The sequence below is a fragment of the Marinomonas sp. ATLA20 genome, from assembly GCF_057180105.1.
Genome location: NZ_JBXUKU010000001.1, coordinates 576,441 through 594,553, shown reverse-complemented (window position 1 = coordinate 594,553; position 18,113 = coordinate 576,441). Strand labels below are relative to the sequence as shown.

The window sequence follows — 18,113 nt, the reverse complement described above, 5'->3', positions numbered from 1 at the left end:
ACGACATAAAAAAATAATGGAACACAGATAATGAAACACTATTTAGAACGCGATTACGCGGGTTATGGCCGCCAAGGGCTGCCAAACGTAAAATGGCCCAACAATGCACGAGTTGCTGTCCAGTTTGTTTTAAACTTTGAAGAAGGCGGTGAAAACTGCGTATTGCATGGTGATGAACATGCCGAGACTTTTTTGTCGGAAATTTTCGGTGCACAGCCTTTCAAAGACCGTCACATGAGCATGGAATCCCTTTACGAATACGGTTCACGCACTGGCGTTTGGCGTATTCTTAACGAGTTCGAAAAACGTGGATTACCACTCACTGTTTTTGCCATCGCCACCGCCTTACAGCGCAATCCGGAAGTAGCAAAAGCTTTTGTGGAAGGCAAACACGAAATCGTCTGCCATGGCTTAAAATGGATTCACTACCAAGACATGCCCATCGAGCAAGAACGCGAGCACATGCAACAAGCCCTCGCCTTAATCGAAGAAGTTACCGGCGTTAAACCTGCTGGCTGGTACACAGGGCGCGACTCGCCAAATACTCGCGCCTTAGTGGCCGAGCAAGCGCAACTCAAATACGATTCCGACAACTACGGCGACGACCTACCTTACTGGGTAAAGGTCGACACTCCAAATGGTGGCAGCAAACCGCACCTAATCGTGCCGTATACACTAGACTGCAACGACATGAAGTTTTCCTCGCCTTATGGCTTTAATCACGCGGAGGAGTTTTTCCAATACTTGAAAGACAACTTTGATTGTTTGTATGAAGAAGGCGCGACCGCACCCAAAATGATGTCCATCGGCATGCACTGCCGAACACTCGGTAAACCAAGTCGTTTTATGGCACTGAAGAAATTCTTAGACTACGTACAATCCCACGACGACGTCTGGATCGCACGCCGTGGAGACATCGCGGATCATTGGATCGAAAATCATCCTCCAGAATGATTTGGCGTTAAAAACCTTTTAATACAATGACCAACAAAGAAATGGAGAGCGCCTGTATTCACTTTACAACGGCGCTTTTTCCTCTCTATTCGATGCAAAATAGCATCCACGCCAACACGCTTCTTGACATGGTAGCCACAAAGCCTTTTAATGATATTAATTATCATTCCACTATTTAAGGCTTGGTTTCATGCCGCACAATGCGAACCACAGTGTGCAACATGACGTAATGCACTCTTTATATGTCAACCACCACAGCTGGCTATTCACATGGATTCGTAAACGTTTAGACAGCCAATTCGATGCCGCTGATTTAACTCAAGATACTTTCTTGCGTATTCACGCGAAGCAAAATGCGGCAACCATCAAGGAACCCAAGGCATATTTAGCAACGATTGCCAAAGGTCTTGTGTGTCATTTTTACAGACGAAAATCGTTAGAACAGGCGTACCTAGAGCTATTAGCAAAGCAGCCAGAATCTTTCGTAATTTCTCCTGAAAATGAGTTCATTATTTTACAAACCTTGGAGGAAGTAGATGCTTTGCTAAATGGCCTTCCAAGCCAAGTAAAACAGGTATTTTTGCTATCGCAAATAGAGGGTAAAAAATATCAACAAATAGCCGATGATATGCAGCTTTCTCTCGCCACAGTGAAGCGATATATGAAACAAGCTTATGTTAAGTGCTTTGTTTTGATGGGGGACGACTTTTTTGAATAAGATATCAAAAAAGAGCATGCACGAAGCCGCTGATTGGCTAATCAGACAACAAGAAAAGCCACTCACTGACAGCGAACAAAAACAGCTACAAGGTTGGTTAGAAGCAGACAAAGACAATCAGTTCGCATGGCAACGAGCCCAACACTTTATCAATCAAGTGGACACTTTACCTAAAGACATTGCTTACGCAGTATTGAATCGACCTGACGATGCAACACGTCGTTTAACTATTGGCAAGCTGGCATTATTATTGGCTTCTGGACCGTTAATTTGGGGAGGCTATAAAACAGTCGACAGTCAGCAATGGAACGCCGATTATCGCACTGCGAAAGGACAGCAAAAGCAAGTCACCTTACCAGACGGTACTATGGTGAAGCTCAATACGGCAACGGCATTTGATATTTCTTTTAATGACAAGGCACGCTTATTATCACTGCGAGAAGGTGAAATCCAAGTTCATACTGTATCGACACATTCTCAACAGCTGCCCTCTTTTACAATCAAGACACAGGATGCAATTTTATCGCCCTTGGATGCGAATTTCACCGTACGCCAATATAGCGGTCTAACCAGGTTAGGGGTGATTGAGGGTCAGGTTGAAGCGTCACCTAGACTGGTAAAAAACACGCAAGACAATACCATTAGCACTGGTTATCAAATCGAGCTATCCAGTCATGGGATTTTATCTCGTAAAACACTCGCATCAGAAACCACTTCATGGCTAGACAACATGCTAGCTGTTCACAATATGCCGTTAAACCAGTTCATCAGAGAAGTCTCTCGCTATCATAGAGGCTTACTACGAGTTTCTCCCGATATTGAAAACATCGATATATCAGGTGCTTTTCCTCTTAAAAACATCAATACCATTTTCAGCATGCTATCGCACACTTACCCTATTCAAATAAACAGTCATCTGGGGAATTATTGGGTCACTTTAGAAGCCGTTTAAGGAAGTCAAAAACCACCTAATCAAAAAAAACGAAATAATTCCTATTTCGGCTGACACTTTTTTTCTTTTCAGGTGGCTTAGTAGTTAAACAACTAATAAGCATCCTAATTTGAAAAAGGAGGTGGCCATGTCTACCCGTAAAAAAACACATTTAAAAACACAATTTCAGAAGGTAATCAGCACAACATTAACCTGCAGTGGTTTGATAATCGCGTCTGGTATTAGCCCACTTACTTTGGCACAAGAAGCACCAAGCCAGAGCGTTCAGCAACCACTAAAAATTGAAGCTGGCAATCTTGGAAACGCCCTCACTACGTTTGCTGCTCGTCACAATATAGCACTCTCATTTAACTCAACATTAACGCGAGACCTTCAAAGTAAAGGCATTTCTGGCAATACCAGTCCGATAGAACTCATTGAGCAATTGTTATCTACTACTGATTTAGAGATGGTTCCTAATCAAGATGGTACCTATAGCTTGGTAGAACGTGGCCAGTACCAGACAACAGACAACCAAGCAATTAATCTTAATGCTATGGTTATCCAAACCAGCCGCTCTAATACGAAAAAAGAAGACAGCCCTCAGGTCATTACCGTTATCAATCGTGAGCAAATCGAGGAGCAACTTTCTATTTCAACCGATAGTTCTCAAGCCCTGTCTAACCTTCTACCAGCTTATTCTCCAAATACACAAAAACTGAATAACAGCAGCCAGACATTCCGCGGCCGTTCTGTTTTATACATGATAGATGGCGTGCCACAGTCCAACCCCATTCGAGAAGGCAGTCGATCTGCCCACACTATTGACCTTTCTATGGTGGAACGCATCGAAGTTATCCATGGCGCAACCGCGGTTCATGGCTTAGGAGCAACTGGCGGCATCATTAACTTCATCACCAAATCAACGCGTTCCAACAAGATAAAACAACATGTCGATGTACAAATGACCACACCGACTGAAAAAATAAGCAGCGACACCTTATCTTATAAAATTGGCTATCAAGCAGAAGGCTCACAAGGCGATTTCGATTACCTTGTCGGTCTAACCAACGAAGTGCAAGGCATGTACCTCGATGCCGATGGTAACTATGTTGGGGCGGCAACCGTTCGTGGCGACATAATGGATTCAAAAAGCTATGACGCTTTTGTCAAATTAGGCTACTGGTTAGGCGACGATCAGAGACTCGAACTAGAAGTTAATAAGTACCAAATGAAAGGACGCATGAACTTTACCGGAGTGGATGGTGACAGAGACAATGGTGTTGCCACCAGCTCTGTCAAAGGCACACCACCAAACGGCGTGGCTCCTTATAACGACGTGCAAACAACCAGTCTTTTCTACACTGACAGCGACCTTGATGGCATGGAGTTTAAAGCCCAAGCTTTTCATCAAGATTTTGAAGGTCGTTACGGAGCATCAAACTCCAACAGTTTTCAGGACACCAGCATTGCTCCAAGCGGCACCCTTTACGACCAAAGCCAAAACCAATCTGAAAAAATCGGTGCGAAGTTTAGCCTGACCAAAAATGACCTATTAGATAATACTTTAAGCATCACGACAGGGTTAGATTTACTACAGGACAAAACCAGTCAGACATTGATATTAACCAACCGCACTTATGTGCCAGAAACAGAATATACCAACTATGCACCTTTCATTCAGTTTGAATATAAGCCAACCGAGCGCTTGGTGTTGCAGGCAGGTGTTCGTGATGAACACGCTAAATTAGACGTAGGCACCTATCAGACAGTGGCCGCTAACAACGGTGTAACAGTCAATGGAGGGAGCCCAAGTTTCCACGAAACTGTCTACAACGCAGGTGCTGTTTTCAAAATAACACCGGCCGTAAGTGTTTTCACCAACTACTCACAAGGCTTTGGCATGCCTGACGTTGGACGCGTACTTCGCGGGGTTGATATTACAGGTCAAGACGTTGATTCGCTGATAGATCTATCCCCAATTGTGACCGATAACTATGAAGTGGGATTTCGTGTAAACCACCATCCATACGATTTCGAGTTAAGCTACTACGAATCTGACTCAGACCTAGGTAGCCGTATCGTTGAAGAAAATGGGCTTTATATTGTCAAACGTGAAAAGAAAGAAATTCAAGGCGCAGAGGCGTCTTTAGGATTCCAACTAAACAAAAAGCACAAGTTGCAAGCTAGCTATTCTTTCATTCAAGGTAAATCAGACACAGATGGTGATGGAAAGGTAGAGACTAAGCTAACAGGAGCTGATATATCACCAAATCGTTTAGTTACTTCATGGAACGCAAATTGGAATGAAAAGTTGTCTTCTTTACTACAAGTAAGCCACGCCTTCAGCCGAAGCTTTGATAATGAGAATTTAGACTTTGACGGATATACTCTAGTCGATGCATCTATTGGTTATAAACTGCCAGTAGGCAAGATGAATGTCTCAGTGGCTAACCTCTTGAACGAAGATTATTTCACTTACTATTCACAAGCCGCCTACGCAAATGACAGCTTCTACTTCAAAGGAAGAGGCCGCACTGTGACATTGGCTTATGGCTTAGACTTTTAACCTTCCAAAAACGACGAGAACAACCTCCTCCTCTTACCTTCAAGGGGAGGATTAAGGCGAGGTTGTTTTCTTTCTCAATGGCAAAGGACAGGAGCCGCAATACACTGGCGGCTCAGTCGCTTGGTAGTAAAAACAACAGGTCCGTCGAACTCGAACAGGGTTTTCCGATAGTGCCGTTAACTGCTTATCTCGATAAAAAACCGTCAACGGATTCTCTTTTAAGCCAAACAGCTTCGTCGTAGTTTCATCAAGCAAATACGCATAATCCGCTTCCGCTATCGCCCTTTTCTCTTCAGCAATATTGGTAAGAATACGTTGTTCGTAAATACTAAAAACCCGCACTGCGATATTTTCCCAGAGAACGCGTCGCGATACTCTGGTTAAGCGGTAAAATTGCTCGACCAACAAGGTTAAATGCCCCGAAAAGACCCTACTCAAGATCTCACCTCGCCAAGCGTCTCGATCTTCGCTATTTGGGCTTTCGAAAACAGACACCGATGTATCCTTTAATGGCATTTTAGATTGCCAAATTTTATTGTCTAACGGATATTCGAAAACGCTGTTTTCTATGGAGCCATCAAGGCCTTTATCGAACCCAGACATGGCGTATAAAACAGGAGCAAGCGTGAGAAATGCCACTCGTTTGATTACTAAAGACGCCGTTATTTTCAGATTTGGAGCGCCGAGTTCTGGCATGATTTTGCGTAATGTATCTAGACACAAGTCGTCATCTAATAACTTGCTTGAATCAATCGCAAGCGGCTCATCTTGCTGATAAGCCTTAAGCCCAAATCCCGCCAATACTTCCCACTCAGCAGAAAGGAGTACATGCTTATTGTCTTGTTTAAACATTCTTAACGGCCTGAGCGTCGACCTTGCGACCTTTTCCATAAGGAATACACATTGGCGTACCAAACAGTGGATCTGCGCTAATATGACATTCCATATCAAATACCGCTTTCACCATGTCATGATCTAAAATCGCCTCTGGTGCGCCTTGGCAAAATACAGAGCCATCTTTAATGGCGATCATTTTGTGGGCATAACGAGCAGCCAGATTCAAATCATGTAACACCATTAGAATAGTCGTATTCTGGGTCAAATTAAGCTCAAACAGCAGATCGAGAATCTCTATCTGATGGGTTAAATCCAAATAGGTTGTCGGCTCGTCCAATAACAAAATATCGGTATTCTGTGCCAGCGCCATAGCAATCCAAGCTCGCTGCCGCTGCCCACCAGACAAAGCATCTATGGAACGATCAGCAAACTCAGTCATATTGGTGTCTTGCAAAGCTTTACGTACTAAACACTCATCTTCTTCCGTCCAGCTTTGCAACCAATTTTGATGAGGATAGCGACCTTGACGCACCAACTGTTCCACCGTTAAACCTTCTGGCGCAACAGGCCCTTGTGGAAGGATAGCCAGCTTGCGAGCCACGTCTTTTCCGGACAATGAATGAATATCTGCACCATTCAAGAGGATCTGCCCTGAAGATGGCTTTAATAACCGCGCAAACGACTTCAGCAAGGTAGATTTACCACAGCCATTACCGCCCACCAGCACTGTAATTTGGTTAGACTGAATAGCTAAATCCAAAGACTTAATAATGGTTTTTTTCTCATAACCTAAAGAAAGCGTCACACTTTCTAATGGACTCTGAGTTAATACCTTATCGCCTAATACATGATTTTCAGACAAACTCATGGTTAAAAAATCCCAACATGACCAACCGACTTAGAACCGCTGTCGATAGAGTAAATAAATGAAAAATGGTGCACCAATAGCAGACACAAAAACACCAGCAGGAATATCCAAAGGCTGAAACAATAAACGACCACATAAGTCTGCCAGCATCACTAAGCAAGCGCCCACCAATGCAGAAGTTGGCAGCAAAAGCGCAAAGCTGCGTGCCACAAGACGACGAGCAATATGCGGCGCAATCAAACCCACAAAACCCACCGCCCCCGCATAAGCAATGGCTGGCGCCGCCATAATCACACTCAAAAACAACAAGGCCAAACGCAAACGCTGAACGGAGATACCCAAGCCCGTAGCCAATTGATCGCCCAATTCTTGAGTATTCACACGACGCGCCAAATAAAACGCCAACGGCCATGAAACCAACAACCAAGGTAACAAAGCCTTCACCTCAACCCAGCTTGCACCATACACACTGCCTGTCAGCCAGATATACGCCGTAATGCTGGTCGAAAGTGGACTTGCCGCAATAACAAAGGTCGTCACTGCGCCCATCGCCGAGGAAATACCAATGCCGACCAATACCAACCGCATCGGCGTCACGCCACTGTTCCAAGCAAGCGCGTAGATCAACAAAGCCGCTAACAAAGCGCCTGCAATAGCAAACACAGGCAACCAGATCATTCCAATTGCCGTCGCAAAAAACGATAGGAAACACACCGCGGCCGCAGAAGCGCCGCCAGTAATGCCAATGATGTCAGGGGACGCCAGCGGGTTACGTATCATGGATTGCAGCACCAACCCAGACGATGCCAAGGCCGCGCCCACCATGGCCGCCATCAGCACCCTTGGTAGACGCAAGGTTTCCACGACAAACTGCGCAGCTTGATTAGCCTCTTCAAGCAGCGCCTTAAATACCTGAGGCAAAGTAACAAACTCTTCACCCAAACACAGGGAAAGCAAAATAATCGCTAAAAAAACAACAAAGAGAATAAACATCGACCACAAGGAACGCGCAGGGGTCGAGAAAGAAAAGAATCGATGGCGAACGCTGAAAAACTTACTCACGTTTGCCCCCTTTTCTCGCTAAATAAATAAAGAAGGGCGCCCCCAAAATAGCCGTTGTCACACCTATAGGCACCTCTTCTGGCATGATCACAAAACGACTAATTACATCAGCACACAGTAGCAAAATTGCCCCCCATAAAGCACTTAATGGGATCAACCATTTATGATCATAACCCACCACGGAACGCACCATATGTGGCACCATCAAACCGATAAAACCAATACTGCCACCGAGGGCGACAGAACCGCCTGCCAAGCCAATAATCAGCAAACTCAGCACCACCTTAATCAACACCGTGTTCTGCCCTAATCCCTTAGCAATGTCATCGCCAGACAACAGAATATTGATCTGTGGCGCAGCCAGAATTGCCAACACAATACCGACAACAAAAGCGGGCGCTAATGGCATTACCATAGACAAATCACGACCCGATACGGAGCCCGCCACCCAAAACAACACACTGTCTAAGCCTTCTTGACCTATCACCAATATGCCTTGGGTGAACGCCATGAAGAGCGCGGAAATTGCTGCCCCAGACAAGACAATACGAACCGGAGACAATCCATCTTTTCCTAAACTACCCAACCCATAAACTAACGCACCAGCCACGCTCGCGCCCAAAAAAGCCAGCCATAAAAACGTATTCAGGGAAGTGACCGAAAAGAAGGTGGAAAACAAAACAATCGCAAACACGGCGCCCGCGTTAACACCAAAAATAGACGGCGAAGCCAACGGGTTACGCGTTAAGGCTTGCATTAAAACGCCAGCCACCGCCAACGCCGAGCCAACTAAACAAGCAACAAGAGCGCGCGATAAACGCGTAGTGCGGATAATAACGTGATCAATAGATTGAGGATCGTATGCCCAAAACGCCGTCCAAACTGATTTCATTGAAACAACATACTGGCCATAGGCTATGCTCCCCATTAAAGAGACCACCAGGCATAAAATAGACAGAGCAAGGAGGCTCCATTTAAAAGTGCGGCTACTGAGTAAGACCATAAACGCTCTAGTGGCCTGCCTGAGGTAAGTTATAGATTTGGTATAGCTGATCCAAGATTTTCTCAGCCCCTAAAATCCCGCCTGACAACAACCAAGCCACATTATCTACTTCATACACTTGCTGGTTTTTAGGGGCGGTGAGCATCTTCCATAATGGGTGGGCACGCCACGCATCGTAATTTTGCTTAACGGCTGCATCATTAGACTGCAGGATAATAAAGAACACGTCTGCGTTCACACTTGGCAAGGCTTCCTTCGTTTTCAGCTTAACTCCCCAACCTTTTTCATTTGGCAAAGGGAATTGAAAGCCTATCTCGTTCAACACCACACCCGAAAAACTTTGCTTCAAATACAAGCGCAAATGATCCGCGCGAATATTTAAAACCGCGGCGGTCAAAGGCCAGTTTGCCTCGCGCTGCTTGATGGCCTTACGGAAAACACTAATACGCTGTTGAAAATCGTCCCAAACCTGCCTGCCTTTCTCTTGTTTGTTCAACGCCTCAGCGGTTAAATCCAACGTGGTTTTAAAGTCATACACATTTTCTGCCATTACCGTGGGCGCGATCTGTGACAATTGACGATAGATCTTTTCATGACGAGACTTGGTACCAATTATTAAATCTGGTTTCAGCGCTACAATGGCTTCTAGATTTGGCTGAGTTTCCAATCCCACATGAGCAACGTCTTGCAAATCATCTCGCAAATATTCATAGGTTGGCTGCTGTGCCCAAGAATCCACCACACCAACTGGCGTCACACCCAACGCCACTACAGAATCGGTTGCTCCTTGAAACAAAGTCACCACACGTAAGACTTTTTTGGGAACTTCAGAACTCCCCATCGCATGAGTGATCGTCTTTGTTTCTGACGCCATGACCGGAGTCACAGGCACAGCAACCAAAACACACATCGCCAGCAACAACACCCAACGTTTTACTCGGTTTACCTGCATTTTGAGGAGCTTCCTTAGATTGTTATTTTTAGCAAAGGCTTATAATAACAATTATCATCCTCATAAACATTAAACATGGTGTAAAAGACCAGATGAAAGACAATAAAAAAGCCTGAACCATGTGATTCAAGCTTCTTAGATTTATGCTCAGTTCTATTTGAAACGTATAGTGCTAAAACACCACATCTTCCGGCAAGGTAACGAAAATCGAGTGTCTGACTTCGTTGAATAAGGCTTTGCTGCAGTGGCCTTCGCCTTCTGTGTCTTCTAACAAAACCACATCACCTGCACCAAATTGGCGGGTTTCACCAGACGACACTTTAAACTCACAACGGCCTTTTATAATGAACAAAAGCTGACGCTGCGGCGCTGGATGCCATTTAAAATCATAGTCGCTTGGGGTTTCACGAAACATCATTTCCCCCACTGGAAAACGCTCCGACAAGAAACCGATGGGGCCACCATCACGAACATCAACATTCAAATCACCGAAGTGGCTTTTACCCTGATCATCGTTAAAAATACGCGTAAAAATCATCAAAATTCTCTCTACTTACAAAATTTATAAGTTCTAGTCTGCTCGTTTTCCGTCATCACCAACGTCCATGCAATTCAATTGGCTTGCGTATTGTCTCGTTCCTCGACACGTCTGCGCCAATTAAACGCATGGAAGCTTTTAACCGAAAAAGGCTAGCTTCCCAGCATAACGTGAAAGCGATTCTTCAACCGCCCATCACAAACTGCATCCAGAATCACGCTAGAGCGATTCTTCGAGCTTGCTCGGGGAGCGAAGCGTGATACTGGGTTCAGTACAACAGGAGCGAGGCGTTACACCAAATTCTGCAATGTGTGATTCAACACAGCCAAGGTCACCGCCACATCTGGTGTATCAATCGCTTCCGCTGGGTGATGACTAATGCCTTTGTCGCAACGCATGAATAACATAGCCACAGGGCAAATATCCGCAATCGCCATGGCGTCGTGTCCTGCGCCAGAGAACAAGGTGTGAACGGGGATGTTTTGCACTTCAATCGCATCGCGCAATACGCCTTGTAGCTTGGCGTCGCAATGCACCGCGTCAGCAGCATGGGTCGCTTTGCGCTCAATACCTACATTACGACGGGCCGCAATGGCGTCTAATTCCTGCAAGATTTCATCGAGCGCGACGTCACGTTTGTCATCAAACTCGCTGCGAATATCGAGGGAAAAGCCTGTGTTGCCTGAGATAACATTGACGCCATTTGGGCGATTCTGAATACGCCCAACGGTAGCAACTATGCCATGATGTTGCGCCACTCGCTCCACTGCAAGAATCATCTCACTACTGGCACAAAGCGCATCTTGACGAAGGGGCATTGGCACAGTTCCCGCGTGTCCGGCCATGCCAGTGACATTAAATTCAAAGCGTTTCGCACCTGCGATGGCGCTTACCACGCCAACAGGTAAATCCAAGTCTTCCAGCACTGGTCCTTGTTCAATATGCAGTTCAAGGTAACCAAGTAAGTTATCGGTTGAGATGGCCGCATTGGGAATACTCGCAAAGTCTGAGCCAAAGTCTTTCAGTGCTTGCGATAAACTAATGCCATCGCTGTCTTTCACATCGGCCCAGCTTGCAGGCCATTGACCCGTTAAAGCTCGACTCCCCAGTAAGGTAGAGCTGAAACGCGTGCCCTCCTCGTCACCAAATCCCACTACATCCAGGTGAAAAGGCAGACGAATACCTGCTTGGTTCATGGCTGCTATCAAAGTAACAGGCGTAATCACACCTAACATGCCGTCATATTGACCACCATTCGGCACCGTATCCAAATGGCTGCCCATGATAAAGCGAGGCGCTTCTGGGTCGGCTGCTTCCCAGCGCCCCCAAAGGTTACCGGCTTCATCTTGCCAGGTTTGCATGCCTGCTTCTTGCATCCAGCCACCCACCAATCCATTGGCTTGTTTGTGTTCTTTGGTGAGATAACGACGATCTAGACAATCGTCGCTTTGACTGATTTTGCCAAGTTCGTCACAGCGGTCCATGACCAACTGAGCGAGTTTGCCGTAATCTGTCATTATTTTTCTCCTGCGTAAACCGACATGGCTGCATCTACTGCAGCGCCAGCAGGTAATGCAAAGCCAGCGCGACGAAGTACGGTTTCTAGGGACTGTAAAGTATGCAAAACAGCGTCTTGGCGAGCGTTGTAACCCATGGTGCCAATACGCCACACCTTGCCTTTTAATGGACCAAAGCTAGTACCGATTTCGATATTAAAAATGTTCAGCAAATCATGACGTATTTGTTCACCATCAACATTAGACGGAATATATACACCAACGACGTTGCTCATTTTGTGTTTCAAATCACCAAATGGCTGCAATCCCATAGCAAGAACTCCTTGCAACATGGCGTTGCTAGCCAACTGATGACGCTGAATCACCGCGTCCTGACCTTCACTAAGCAACTGAATGGCGCATTCACGAGAACCAAACAACATGGTGGCCGCTTCCGTATGATGGTTCAAACGCTCATCGCCCCAATAATCCATGATCATAGGCAAATCAAAGTAGTTAGAACGAATACGCATGCCAGACGAACCTTGGTGATGAGCATCACGAATCCCCGCTTCCACATGGGCGCGTTTGCGTACACAAGACACAAAGCGATCACTTAATGTAATTGGCGCACTGCCTGATGGGCCGCCAAGACATTTTTGCAAACCCACTGACACAGCGTCGATTTTCCACGCGTCCACTTCCAACGGGTTACCACCAATCGATGCCGTAGCATCGGTATAAAACAACACATCGTGAGCGCGACAAATATCGCCTAGCTCTTCTAATGGCTGAAACATGGTTGTCGAAGTATCGCCTTGTACAATCGCCAATAATTTTGGCTGTACTTTCTTGATCGCGTCTTCAATTTGCTGTGGGTCAAATACTTCGCCCCAAGGCACTTCGATAGTGTGAACCTCGGCATCAGCACGCTCGGCAATCTCAGCCAACAAATGACCAAAGCGACCAAAAATAGGGATCAGCACTTTATCGCCAGGCTCTAGGCAAGACACCAAAGCCGCTTCAATACCGGCACGAGAAGTACCATCGATTAAAAAGGTTTGCTGATTCTGAGTATTAAAAACACGACGATATAGCTCCATGACTTCGTTCATGTAACTAGTCATGGTGGGATCGTATTGTCCCACTAGCTGAGTCGACATCGCCGACAACACGCGTGGATAGCAGTTAATTGGCCCTGGACCCATTAATAATCTTGGAGGTAATGAAAGCGGCTGCATAATGATCTCCTAACCTAAAACCTGATAAAGCATTTTGATGCCTGTGAAAATCAACACGACAGCGAAGACTTTCTTCAATTTGGCTGCGTCTAAGCGATGCGCTAATCCCGCGCCAACAGGAGCAAACAAAACCGTCAATGGAATGATACAAGCTGCGCCAATCAAGTTAACCAAGCCGACAGTACCGTAAGGGGAGTCAATTGGGCTTTGTCCGAAGATCAACATGGTCAAGGCTGCTGGCAAGGAAATGATCAAGCCTACTGCCGCCGCAGTACCGACAGCACGGTGCGCAGGGTAGTTACAGAAGGTCAGCATAGGAACCGTTAACGTACCGCCGCCAATACCTACCATAGAGCTGAAGAAACCAACACAGGTCGCCATCACGCCTTGACCAGCATAACCCGGTAAAGATTTGAACATGCTGTCTTTTTTGCCCAGCAACATATTCAATGCCGACAAAGTCGCAATAATACCGAACAACAGAGTCAACCATTCGCCATCAACACGAGTCACCACAAAACTACCGATCATTACGCCTAAAAAGATAAAAAAGCCCCAACGCTTCAGCAGATCGAAATCCACGTTGCCTTTGGCTTTATGGGCGCGAATTGAACTAATAGAGGTCGGAATAATGGTCGCTAGAGACGTCGCTGTTGCCACCAGCATGGCGGTATCCGCACTGACACCCAAGCCTTGATACAAGAAAAACAACACCGGCACGATAACGATACCGCCGCCGACACCCAACAAACCGGCTAAAATACCGCCAACCACACCAGTGGCCATCATGGCGAGAATCATGGAATAGTTTTCCATTATGAATGACATGTTTCTGTTCGCTCCTAAATGAGATAATTACTAACTAAAGTGTTACTAAATCTGACTGTTTCTAAATAACATTACTTTTAAATATCAGTGCTATCGATGGCCAAGCCATCACTGCGTGGATCTGTTGCTGCGTCGGTGTGCCCATCTTGATGAAGCACCACCGCACCCGCGTGACCCATTAATTCATTGCACGATTCAACGATGACTAAATCGTGCCCACGTTGCACCAATTCCTCGGCGACGACATCGGCAAAATCTCGCTCGATTTTCAAATTATGACTGACATCGCCCCATGTTCGACCGAGCAACCAACGACCTTCGCTGATGGCTTTATCCAACGGCATATTGTGGTAAACATAACGACTAAATAACGCAGCTTGAGTCTGCGGCTGGCCTTCTCCGCCCATGGTGCCGTAACTCATGCGTCGGCCATCGTTTAGTTCAGCAAACGCGGGATTCAAGGTATGGAAAGGTTTTAAATTTGGTCCAAGTTCTTGCAATGAACCTTTTTCCAACGAAAACGACGAACCACGATTGTTCCACACAATGCCAGTGGAAGGACTCACCACACCGCTACCGAATTCCCAATACAAGCTCTGAATATAACTGACCATGCGACCTTCACTGTCACAGGCGCCCATCCAAATAGTGTCGCCATGCTTGGCTTGATGAGGCCAAGGCTGCGCACGCTCTAAAGCGATCTCGTGACACATTTTTTCGAGCTGTTTTTCTTCCAGCAAGGACGCTAAATCCATTGCCAAACGCGATTCGTCGGTAACAAATTCATTACGCGCGATAAAGGCCTGTTTAGTACATTCGATTAACAAATGCGCCATGTCTGTGGCGGTTTTGCCTTGCGTATAAAGCTTGTCATACAAGGCCAAAATCAATAAAGACGCGATGCCTTGCGTCGGCGCAGGCAAGTTATACAGCGAACCCACACTGGTTTTCACCTGCAAAGGAGTCACGCGTTTTGCTTGATAAGACTGAAAATCCGCCAAGCGAATCGGTGAACCTGCACTCGCTAAATCTTTCGCCAATCGCGCGGCAATGTCGCCATGATAGAAATCGTCTAAGCCTTTTTCAGCTAGCTGTTCCAACGTTTGTGCCAGTACTGGCAAGGTCAAGTTATCACCCTGTTCGTACAGGCTGCCACTTTTTAAAAACGACGATGCAAAACCCTGAACGTCTACCAAGTCGGCAAAGGTTTTCTTACTGGCATCGACGTAGGTTTTTGTCACTGCGCTGCCGTTTTTCGCTAACTGAATCGCATCATTAAGCAAGGTCGTTAACGGCAAGTTTTGTGTGTTGGAGGAGGCTTGCCAAGTTTGGCTCACAGCAAGCGCTTCTTGCCAACCAGCAACAGCGCCCGCCATGGTCACAGCCGCTTTGCCGCCACGTGCTGGAATGCTATCGTGACCTTTATAAAAATCCAGTGTCGCCAGTTCCGCCGCTTTACCTGAAGCATCAATTCCGATTGGTGTTTTACCCGGCTCGCTGATCAACCAAAAGCCATCGCCACCTAAGCCATTCATATGTGGATACACCACGGCAATCGTCGCGGCTGCCGCCACCATGGCTTCTATTGCTGTGCCACCTTGTTCAAGGATTTTTCTCCCTGTTTCTGTGGCTTTAAAGTGCGGCGCCGTAAACGCTATGTCGTTCTTTTTCATAACGCTACTCCATTAAGGTTTTTGCGAATTCAATCAGCGCCAAATCTGTACCTTTTGAACTCACTAAAGATAAGCCACATGGCGCACCATGCAAGGTACAAACCGGCAAATGCAATTGCGGCAGACCAGCCAGTCCAGCAATGGCGGTAATATCCATTAACTGATTACGATACGCCGCGAGTTCGTCATCGGCCGCATCAAATAAAGGCGCTAACCCTGGTGTGGTCGGGATAATAAGCACCGATCCTTCGATTTCGCTTTCTAGCCAATCCGTAAAACGCTGTCTTTGTTGTTTCGCAGCAGCAACATCGGCTGACGAAATGGTTTGGCTCCAGTCAAATCTCGACTGGATGTCTGGCGCAAATACCGCTTTCCCGTTTTCCAAAGCACCGACTTCTGTTATCCACTTACCATGTTCATGCCAAATTTCTGCACCTTGTAAGGTTCGAAATGTCTCGCTGGTTTTCCACACTTTGGTATCGATTACGACAGCCGACTCTTTTGGAAAACGACCTTGTTCACGCCATATTTGAAGCTGACTATGTAGCTCTTCCACGTGAGCGACTTGATCAATTAAATTCTTAGCAATCAAGACGTTATTAAATTCTTTAGAAGGTTTTCTTTTCAGCAATGTAGCGGCGGTTTTTGCTAACGCATCTAAGTCTCTGGTAAGCCAACCTACCGTATCGAAAGACGGTGCAAGGGCGACCATATTATCGGATGGAATCACCCCATGAGTCGGACGTAATCCAAACAAACCGTTATAGCTTGCTGGCACGCGAATCGAGCCGCCAGTGTCTGTGCCCAAACCTATATCAGCAAAGTCGGATGACACAGCCACCGCCGAACCCGATGACGACCCGCCTGGGAGACGATTAGGTGTCACCGGATTTGAGGGTGTTCCGTAGTGAATATTTTGGCCATTAAGGCTGTAAGCCAACTCGTCCGTGATGGTTTTTCCACAAAAAATAGCGCCGTCACTCAGTAAATCAGCAACACTGGAAGACGTTTTTGTCGGGATAGGATGAGTCGCCAGCCAAGTCGGATTGCCTGCCGAAGTCGGCAGTTCTGCCATATGAAACAAGTCTTTCACCGCCAAACGCAAACCACTCAATGGCAAAGTAGGATCCGCTGATGAACTATCGTTCCAAGTCGTTTCACTTAAGTTAAGAAAGGGATTTTGTACGATGAAATGTTTCATATGTCCTCCGCCTGTGTAGAACATATGAAACAATCGTTTCACCACTCTGTCAACTGAAACGAAAAATAAATCTATTATTTCCTAAAATGTATCGCAAACAGTGTGGGGGTATTCTCTCTTAGAAATAAAACTCAAACGCCACAACATACGACGTCACGAGCTACAGTAGTCGTAACCGTTAAGGTTCTAACTCATCCAAATCTTCATACAACGCCGAAATCGCCTGCGTCTGGCGGCTAGCCGCATCACCTAGAACACCAAACACGCGATTGCACAACATAGAAATCAGGCTCATCGGCGCTGCGTAGCTGTCGAATGGACTTTCGTTACCAAGGTGACAAACCAGCACGTGAGATACCTGTTGGTTATAAACCTGCCCTGTGGGATCGGTAATCAAGATGGTATTTCGGCCTTTCAAGGCTTCTACGATTTGCTTGAATTGGCGAGTGCGGCGTCTAAAACCCAGTAAGACAACAACTTCATCATCCAGAATATCGTGTAGGTCTTCCCCCAAAGTTTGTCCAGGCTGTGGCAATAAGCGCACGGAATGACGCACTTGTTGCAACTGCTGACGAAAATGCAACGCCAACGGATAAGCATTACGAAAACCGATCAAGGTGACTCGACTTGCTTTGGCTAGGCGTTCGCTGATCTCGTTCAGAGTGTCTGGTCGTAAACCTTCGAAGGTTAACGACAAGTTTTTTAGCTCTTGCGCGGTTTGATCCAAAGACGAGCCTTGAGTGAATATTGGTACACCACTTTCGCGCAGAGCTAGTTGCGCTTGCTTCGCGCCTTGTTGCGAATCATAACCAAGCTGGCGAAAGAAACGACTCACGGTCGCTTTTGACGTGTTGGTGTTTTCAGCAATCTCGGCCGACGTTTGACTCACAATCGCCAAGGGATTCTGTTGTAAATAGTTCGCTATGGATCGCGCTGAGGGAGACAGTGTTGGGTAAGTCTGCTCGATCAGGGATAGCACATCCTGCTTTGTCGCCACGGGTTAACCTCGATTCGGGATATTTTGCTCTACGGTAATTGATTATCGTTGAGCTGCCAACTTAGATTATTGCTTAAAGACCTTGTTGTACGATTTGATCTCTAAAAAAAGCAATCACGCACCAAAAAATCATCATCGCCCCATGTTAGTGCGCAAAATATCACCATTTAATTGCAAGTCTTGTCGTTATTACACTTTGCGATAATGGATTTCATACTCGACTTGCAGTGTTTTGTTACATACAT

Annotated in this window: 16 protein-coding genes; 4 read left to right on the top strand and 12 right to left on the bottom strand. The window is 46.2% G+C overall.

The window, feature by feature from the left end; all coding sequences use genetic code 11:
* Positions 1 to 30 precede the first annotated feature (30 nt).
* The 4 genes from puuE to AC2A4J_RS02630 all read left to right on the top strand — a co-directional run bounded on the left by puuE (position 31) and on the right by AC2A4J_RS02630 (position 5,172).
* Positions 31 to 954, top strand: coding sequence for an allantoinase PuuE (gene puuE / locus AC2A4J_RS02645; RefSeq protein WP_484174807.1), 924 nt, complete (start codon positions 31 to 33; stop codon positions 952 to 954).
* 190 nt (positions 955 to 1,144) lie between these two features.
* Positions 1,145 to 1,672, top strand: coding sequence for a sigma-70 family RNA polymerase sigma factor (locus tag AC2A4J_RS02640; protein WP_484174806.1), 528 nt, complete (start codon positions 1,145 to 1,147; stop codon positions 1,670 to 1,672).
* The gene (locus tag AC2A4J_RS02635; protein ID WP_484174805.1) at positions 1,665 to 2,624 is read left to right on the top strand and encodes a FecR domain-containing protein; all 960 of its coding nucleotides are present in this window, start codon (positions 1,665 to 1,667) and stop codon (positions 2,622 to 2,624) included. The genes AC2A4J_RS02640 and AC2A4J_RS02635 overlap by 8 nt, the downstream gene beginning before the upstream one ends.
* A gap of 127 nt (positions 2,625 to 2,751) precedes the next feature.
* A complete protein-coding gene (locus AC2A4J_RS02630; protein ID WP_484174804.1) occupies positions 2,752 to 5,172 on the top strand; it encodes a TonB-dependent receptor in 2,421 nt (806 codons plus the stop codon).
* Between the two features lie 51 nt (positions 5,173 to 5,223).
* Here AC2A4J_RS02630 and AC2A4J_RS02625 read toward each other — a convergent pair whose 3' ends face one another.
* The 12 genes from AC2A4J_RS02625 to AC2A4J_RS02570 form a co-directional block, all read right to left on the bottom strand.
* Positions 5,224 to 6,024, bottom strand: a complete 801-nt coding sequence (locus tag AC2A4J_RS02625) for an IucA/IucC family C-terminal-domain containing protein (protein ID WP_484174803.1) — start codon at positions 6,022 to 6,024, stop codon at positions 5,224 to 5,226.
* Complete coding sequence (locus AC2A4J_RS02620; protein WP_484174802.1) at positions 6,017 to 6,877, bottom strand: ABC transporter ATP-binding protein; 861 nt, start codon at positions 6,875 to 6,877, stop codon at positions 6,017 to 6,019. Before AC2A4J_RS02620 ends, AC2A4J_RS02625 begins: the two co-directional genes overlap by 8 nt.
* A gap of 30 nt (positions 6,878 to 6,907) precedes the next feature.
* On the bottom strand, positions 6,908 to 7,939 hold the full coding sequence (locus tag AC2A4J_RS02615) for a FecCD family ABC transporter permease (RefSeq protein ID WP_484174801.1): 1,032 nt from the start codon (positions 7,937 to 7,939) through the stop codon (positions 6,908 to 6,910).
* Positions 7,932 to 8,942, bottom strand: a complete 1,011-nt coding sequence (locus AC2A4J_RS02610) for a FecCD family ABC transporter permease (RefSeq protein WP_484174800.1) — start codon at positions 8,940 to 8,942, stop codon at positions 7,932 to 7,934. The genes AC2A4J_RS02615 and AC2A4J_RS02610 overlap by 8 nt, the downstream gene beginning before the upstream one ends.
* Before the next feature lie 7 nt (positions 8,943 to 8,949).
* A complete protein-coding gene (locus tag AC2A4J_RS02605) occupies positions 8,950 to 9,894 on the bottom strand; it encodes an ABC transporter substrate-binding protein (RefSeq protein ID WP_484174799.1) in 945 nt (314 codons plus the stop codon).
* A gap of 172 nt (positions 9,895 to 10,066) precedes the next feature.
* Complete coding sequence (locus AC2A4J_RS02600) at positions 10,067 to 10,432, bottom strand: cupin domain-containing protein (protein WP_484175086.1); 366 nt, start codon at positions 10,430 to 10,432, stop codon at positions 10,067 to 10,069.
* Between the two features lie 290 nt (positions 10,433 to 10,722).
* Complete coding sequence (locus AC2A4J_RS02595; protein ID WP_484174798.1) at positions 10,723 to 11,949, bottom strand: allantoate amidohydrolase; 1,227 nt, start codon at positions 11,947 to 11,949, stop codon at positions 10,723 to 10,725.
* Entirely contained in the window at positions 11,949 to 13,169 is a 1,221-nt protein-coding gene (locus tag AC2A4J_RS02590) for a pyridoxal-phosphate-dependent aminotransferase family protein (protein WP_484174797.1), read from the bottom strand. The genes AC2A4J_RS02595 and AC2A4J_RS02590 overlap by 1 nt, the downstream gene beginning before the upstream one ends.
* A gap of 9 nt (positions 13,170 to 13,178) precedes the next feature.
* Positions 13,179 to 13,997, bottom strand: a complete 819-nt coding sequence (locus AC2A4J_RS02585; protein WP_484174796.1) for a sulfite exporter TauE/SafE family protein — start codon at positions 13,995 to 13,997, stop codon at positions 13,179 to 13,181.
* A gap of 77 nt (positions 13,998 to 14,074) precedes the next feature.
* Positions 14,075 to 15,670, bottom strand: a complete 1,596-nt coding sequence (locus AC2A4J_RS02580; protein ID WP_484174795.1) for a gamma-glutamyltransferase family protein — start codon at positions 15,668 to 15,670, stop codon at positions 14,075 to 14,077.
* A gap of 4 nt (positions 15,671 to 15,674) precedes the next feature.
* Positions 15,675 to 16,871 carry an amidase gene (locus tag AC2A4J_RS02575; RefSeq protein WP_484174794.1) on the bottom strand — a complete coding sequence of 399 codons (1,197 nt, stop codon included), beginning with the start codon at positions 16,869 to 16,871 and terminating at the stop codon, positions 15,675 to 15,677.
* A 178-nt stretch (positions 16,872 to 17,049) separates the two neighbouring features.
* On the bottom strand, positions 17,050 to 17,868 hold the full coding sequence (locus AC2A4J_RS02570; RefSeq protein WP_484174793.1) for a MurR/RpiR family transcriptional regulator: 819 nt from the start codon (positions 17,866 to 17,868) through the stop codon (positions 17,050 to 17,052).
* Positions 17,869 to 18,113 lie beyond the last annotated feature (245 nt).

Excerpts from the sequence above, each read along its gene's own strand:
- AC2A4J_RS02640 (WP_484174806.1), top strand. The coding sequence starts at position 1,145 with ATGCCGCACAATGCGAACCACAGTGTGCAACATGACGTAATGCACTCT.
- AC2A4J_RS02585 (WP_484174796.1), bottom strand. The coding sequence starts at position 13,997 with ATGTCATTCATAATGGAAAACTATTCCATGATTCTCGCCATGATGGCC.
- puuE (WP_484174807.1), top strand. The coding sequence starts at position 31 with ATGAAACACTATTTAGAACGCGATTACGCGGGTTATGGCCGCCAAGGG.
- AC2A4J_RS02600 (WP_484175086.1), bottom strand. The coding sequence starts at position 10,432 with ATGATTTTTACGCGTATTTTTAACGATGATCAGGGTAAAAGCCACTTC.
- AC2A4J_RS02580 (WP_484174795.1), bottom strand. The coding sequence starts at position 15,670 with ATGAAAAAGAACGACATAGCGTTTACGGCGCCGCACTTTAAAGCCACA.
- AC2A4J_RS02625 (WP_484174803.1), bottom strand. The coding sequence starts at position 6,024 with ATGTTTAAACAAGACAATAAGCATGTACTCCTTTCTGCTGAGTGGGAA.
- AC2A4J_RS02620 (WP_484174802.1), bottom strand. The coding sequence starts at position 6,877 with ATGAGTTTGTCTGAAAATCATGTATTAGGCGATAAGGTATTAACTCAG.
- AC2A4J_RS02595 (WP_484174798.1), bottom strand. The coding sequence starts at position 11,949 with ATGACAGATTACGGCAAACTCGCTCAGTTGGTCATGGACCGCTGTGAC.
- AC2A4J_RS02610 (WP_484174800.1), bottom strand. The coding sequence starts at position 8,942 with ATGGTCTTACTCAGTAGCCGCACTTTTAAATGGAGCCTCCTTGCTCTG.
- AC2A4J_RS02590 (WP_484174797.1), bottom strand. The coding sequence starts at position 13,169 with ATGCAGCCGCTTTCATTACCTCCAAGATTATTAATGGGTCCAGGGCCA.
- AC2A4J_RS02575 (WP_484174794.1), bottom strand. The coding sequence starts at position 16,871 with ATGAAACATTTCATCGTACAAAATCCCTTTCTTAACTTAAGTGAAACG.
- AC2A4J_RS02630 (WP_484174804.1), top strand. The coding sequence starts at position 2,752 with ATGTCTACCCGTAAAAAAACACATTTAAAAACACAATTTCAGAAGGTA.
- AC2A4J_RS02605 (WP_484174799.1), bottom strand. The coding sequence starts at position 9,894 with ATGCAGGTAAACCGAGTAAAACGTTGGGTGTTGTTGCTGGCGATGTGT.